Origin of the sequence: Pseudomonas sp. UBA4194, from assembly GCF_002379585.1 — a bacterium.
Taxonomy (GTDB): domain Bacteria; phylum Pseudomonadota; class Gammaproteobacteria; order Pseudomonadales; family Pseudomonadaceae; genus Aquipseudomonas.
Window position 1 is genome coordinate 1 of sequence record NZ_DFUE01000041.1, and the last position, 3,972, is coordinate 3,972.

Sequence of the window (3,972 nt, forward strand, 5' to 3'; positions counted from 1 at the left end):
AGGAGCGGCGTACAGCCGCGAAGGCGCCGGCACAGGCATCCGATCACGCCCTGAACTGCCCCAGACTGGCCTTCAACTGCGCTGCCAGCTTGTCCAATTCCTTGCTGCTGGCGGTGGTCTGCTGCACGGCATACGCAGCCTTCTCGGCCTGGGCATGAATGGTTTCCACCCTGCCCTTCACCGCCTTGGCCCCTTGCGCCTGATGCTCCGCGGCCTGGGTCGCCAGGCCGATCGCCGAATGCACCTGCTCCACCGACACCTGCACCGACTGCTGCAGACGCGCACTGTCGCGCAGCACGGCCAGCCCTTCATCCGCCTGACGCCCGGCCTGGCTGATCGCCGCCACGGCCTCCCGCGCCCCTGACTGCAGGGCCCCGATATGGGCCTGAATATCTCCCGTCGAACGCTGAGTCTTGCTGGCCAACGCCCGCACCTCATCGGCGACCACGGCGAAGCCGCGGCCGGTTTCGCCAGCGCGCGCCGCTTCGATGGCGGCGTTCAGGGCCAGCAGGTTGGTCTGCTCGGCTATCCCATGAATCACGGTCAACACCACTTCGATCTGCTGGCTCTGCTGCGCCAACCGCTCGATCACCCTGGAACCACTTTGTACCTGCCCCGCCAGCGCTTCGATCAGGCCCCCGACCTGTTCGGATGCCCGCGTATTCTCGTCAGTGGCCTGGCGAATCTCGGCGACCTGCTGCAACGCCGCCTGCATGGCCTGGCTCTCGGCCTGTGCCTCATCGGCCATCTGCGACAGATCGCGCAGGCTTTGCGCCACCTCGTCGCGCTGCATCTCTGCCGCCGCATCGGCGCCCGCGTTGCGCTGAGCCATGCTGCCGATCTCGATACCGGTCTTGTGGGCCACGTCGCCCGCTTCGCGCACGATGGGCTGGAGCTTGTCGACGAAACGATTGACCGCCGCGGCCATGTCCCCTATCTCGTCCCGACTGTTGATCTGCACGCGCTTGGTCAGGTCCCCCTCGCCGGCCGCCAGATCATCCAGTGCCGCGATCAGCAGGCGCAGACGGCTGACCACACGCCTGCCCAGGACGATCGCCAGCACTACCAGCATGCCCAGGCCGACCAGCGCCAGGCACACGCCGATACGCCAGCGCAGCTCGCTGGCCGCCGCCTGCACGGTGCTGTTGGTATTGGCTTGCATGGTCGCGGCGGCCGTCTGGGCCGACTGCAGACGGGCCTTCAGAGCCTTGGCGCTTTCGGCCGAGGCACCCTGCAGGCTGTCCCCCACCAATTGCGCGCCATTGGCGATCAAGGCATTGAAGCGCTGGTCCAGTGCCGCCAATTCGGCCTCGACATTGGCCCGCGACACGCCCATCAGCACCCGGCCGATCTCTACGCCGTTGGGGCTGATCGGGGATTCCACATAGAACACCGACGGATCGGTCTTGGCCGCGTTGAGCACCTTGTCCAATGCCCGCTCTCCCTCGCCCTTGGCCAGCAACGCCTGGTTGATCGGGTTGTCACGGTTCAGGTAGCGCGTCAGGTGCTCGCCCTGGGCATCGTTGTAGATCACGAACAGCACATTGGGGTTGCGCTGAGCGCGGCGGGCGAACTCGGACAAGGTCGGCACGTCGTTGTCCCACATCGCTCGGGGCGCGACGGAAGCCAGCAGCTCGGCCATGTCTGTGGCCGAGTCGCGCAGGTCTTTCTCCAGTGCGGCGCGAATCTGTGTCTGTTCGTCCTTGAGCCGCGTCGACAATCCGGCGGTCAGCCGCTGCCGGGTATTACTGGAAAGGCTGTCCAGGCCTGAGGACACCTCGGCACTGGCACTCTCGAGCTCGGTGGCCAGGCGCTGGCTGTCTTCGCCCATGCGCTGGTCGAGATCGCCCTCCAGAGCGGTCACCGTGCTTCGCGTCAGCGCGACGGCGGCCAGCACTTGCACCAAAAGGGCGATGCCCAACGCGATAAAGACCGGTCGCAGCAGACGGCTGCGCAAAAGAGAAAGTACGGCCGACACAGGAAATCCCCTTTTTATTGACGCCACTATATTGCTGGCACCTTGCGTGGGGTTGATATAGCAAAGGCCGTGCCGGGAATGGGATTTATGAATCGGAGGGTATTGGAGGCGCCGCCACGGCCAGGGTTGTCTTCCAGACGCCTGCGCAGATCCCCTGTGGGAGCGGGCTCTGCCCGCGAAAGGAGCGCCGCCCACCCTAGAAACAACAAAAGGCCCCGGAGGGCCTTTTGGGGTGAAACGTTACAGTCGTATCAACCAAACGGGTGACGCAGAACGATGGTCTCGTTGCGGTCAGGGCCGGTGGAGACGATATCGATTGGCGCACCTACCAGCTCTTCCACGCGCTTGATGTAGGCGCGGGCCGCTTCCGGTAGCTCTTCCAGGGACTTGGCGCCCACGGTGGATTCGCTCCAGCCTGGCATCTGCTCGTACACTGGCTCCAGGCCAATGTAGCTGTCGGCGTCAGTCGGCGCATCGATGACCGCACCGTCGGCGTTCTTGTAGCCGACGCAGATGTTGATGGTTTCCAGACCGTCCAGTACGTCCAGCTTGGTCAGGCACAGGCCCGAGATGCTGTTGACGTCGATGGCGCGACGCAGGATGACGGCATCGAACCAACCGCAACGACGGGCACGGCCGGTGGTGGCACCGAACTCGTGACCCTTCTTGGCCAGGTATGCGCCCACGTCATCGAACAGTTCGGTCGGGAACGGGCCAGAACCCACGCGAGTGGTGTAGGCCTTGGTGATACCCAGGATGTAGTCCAGGTACATCGGGCCCACGCCGGAACCGGTGGCGATGCCGCCGGCCGTGGTGTTGGAGCTGGTGACGTACGGGTAGGTACCGTGGTCGATGTCGAGCAGCGAGCCTTGCGCGCCTTCGAACATGATGTCCTTGCCAGCGCGACGCAGGGCGTGCAGCTCGGCGGTCACGTCGAGCATCAGCGGCTTGAGCAGCTCGGCGTACTCCATGCACTCGTCCAGAGTCTTCTGGAAATCGATGGCAGGCTCTTTGTAGTAATTGACCAGCACGAAGTTGTGGTAATCCAGCAACTCGCCGAGTTTGGCGGCAAAGCGCTCGCGGTGGAACAGATCACCGATGCGCAGGCCACGACGGGCAACCTTGTCTTCGTACGCCGGGCCGATACCACGGCCGGTGGTGCCGATCTTGTGCTCGCCACGGGCCTTCTCACGGGCCTGATCCAGGGCCACGTGGTAGGACAGGATCAGCGGGCAGGACGGGCTGATGCGCAGGCGCTCGCGCACCGGCACGCCCTTCTCTTCCAGCTTGACGATTTCACGCATCAACGCGTCCGGCGCAACCACCACGCCGTTGCCGATCAGGCATTGCACGCCTTCACGCAGCACACCCGAAGGGATCAGGTGCAGAACGGTTTTCTCGCCGTCGATCACCAGGGTGTGACCGGCGTTGTGGCCGCCTTGATAGCGCACTACCGCGGCAGCATGTTCGGTCAGCAGATCAACGATCTTGCCTTTGCCCTCATCACCCCATTGGGTGCCCAGGACTACGACATTCTTACCCATAACACTTGTCCTCATTCGCGCAAACTTGGTGCCGGCAGCGGCCGGCAGGAAAACTCAAGAGGCCAGTGGCAGCACTTGCCATTGTCCGTTCTGCTGAATCAACTGACGATCGCAGTCCGCTTCTGCGGCAGCGGCAATCGCCTGGCCTGGCAAGGCCTGGACCACTCGCTGGCCCTCGCCGCGCAACTGGCAGACCTTCTGCCACAGCGCCGCGTCAGTGCTGTCGGGCATCCAGATGCCGCCTGACGGCAGTTCGATCTCGGCGCGGCCCAGGCTCACCAGGGACTTGAGGTCCGTGGAGAAGCCGGTGGCCGGCCGGGCGCGACCGAAGTCGGCGCCAATGTCGTCGTAACGACCGCCCTGAGCGATGGACTGTCCCATGCCCGGCACGCACACCGCCAACACCACGCCCGTGTGGTAGTCATACCCCCCCCACCCCCCCCGGTCCAC

Annotated in this window: 3 protein-coding genes and 1 pseudogene; all 4 read right to left on the bottom strand. The window is 64.7% G+C overall.

What is annotated here, in order from left to right:
• Positions 1 to 43 precede the first annotated feature (43 nt).
• Positions 44 to 928: a methyl-accepting chemotaxis protein gene (locus tag B3397_RS22555; RefSeq protein ID WP_414704372.1), complete on the bottom strand. Its 885-nt coding sequence runs from the start codon at positions 926 to 928 to the stop codon at positions 44 to 46.
• A pseudogene (locus B3397_RS22560) lies at positions 902 to 1,831 on the bottom strand (HAMP domain-containing protein); the annotation flags it as partial. The gene B3397_RS22555 and the pseudogene B3397_RS22560, both read right to left, overlap by 27 nt.
• Before the next feature lie 398 nt (positions 1,832 to 2,229).
• Positions 2,230 to 3,522: an adenylosuccinate synthase gene (locus tag B3397_RS10830; protein WP_296249881.1), complete on the bottom strand. Its 1,293-nt coding sequence runs from the start codon at positions 3,520 to 3,522 to the stop codon at positions 2,230 to 2,232.
• Positions 3,523 to 3,576: 54 nt separating this feature from the next.
• A partial coding sequence (locus tag B3397_RS10835) for an ATP phosphoribosyltransferase regulatory subunit (protein ID WP_296249882.1) occupies positions 3,577 to 3,972 on the bottom strand: 396 nt, incomplete at its 5' end.

Excerpts from the sequence above, each read along its gene's own strand:
- B3397_RS10830 (WP_296249881.1), bottom strand. The coding sequence starts at position 3,522 with ATGGGTAAGAATGTCGTAGTCCTGGGCACCCAATGGGGTGATGAGGGC.
- B3397_RS22555 (WP_414704372.1), bottom strand. The coding sequence starts at position 928 with ATGGCCGCGGCGGTCAATCGTTTCGTCGACAAGCTCCAGCCCATCGTG.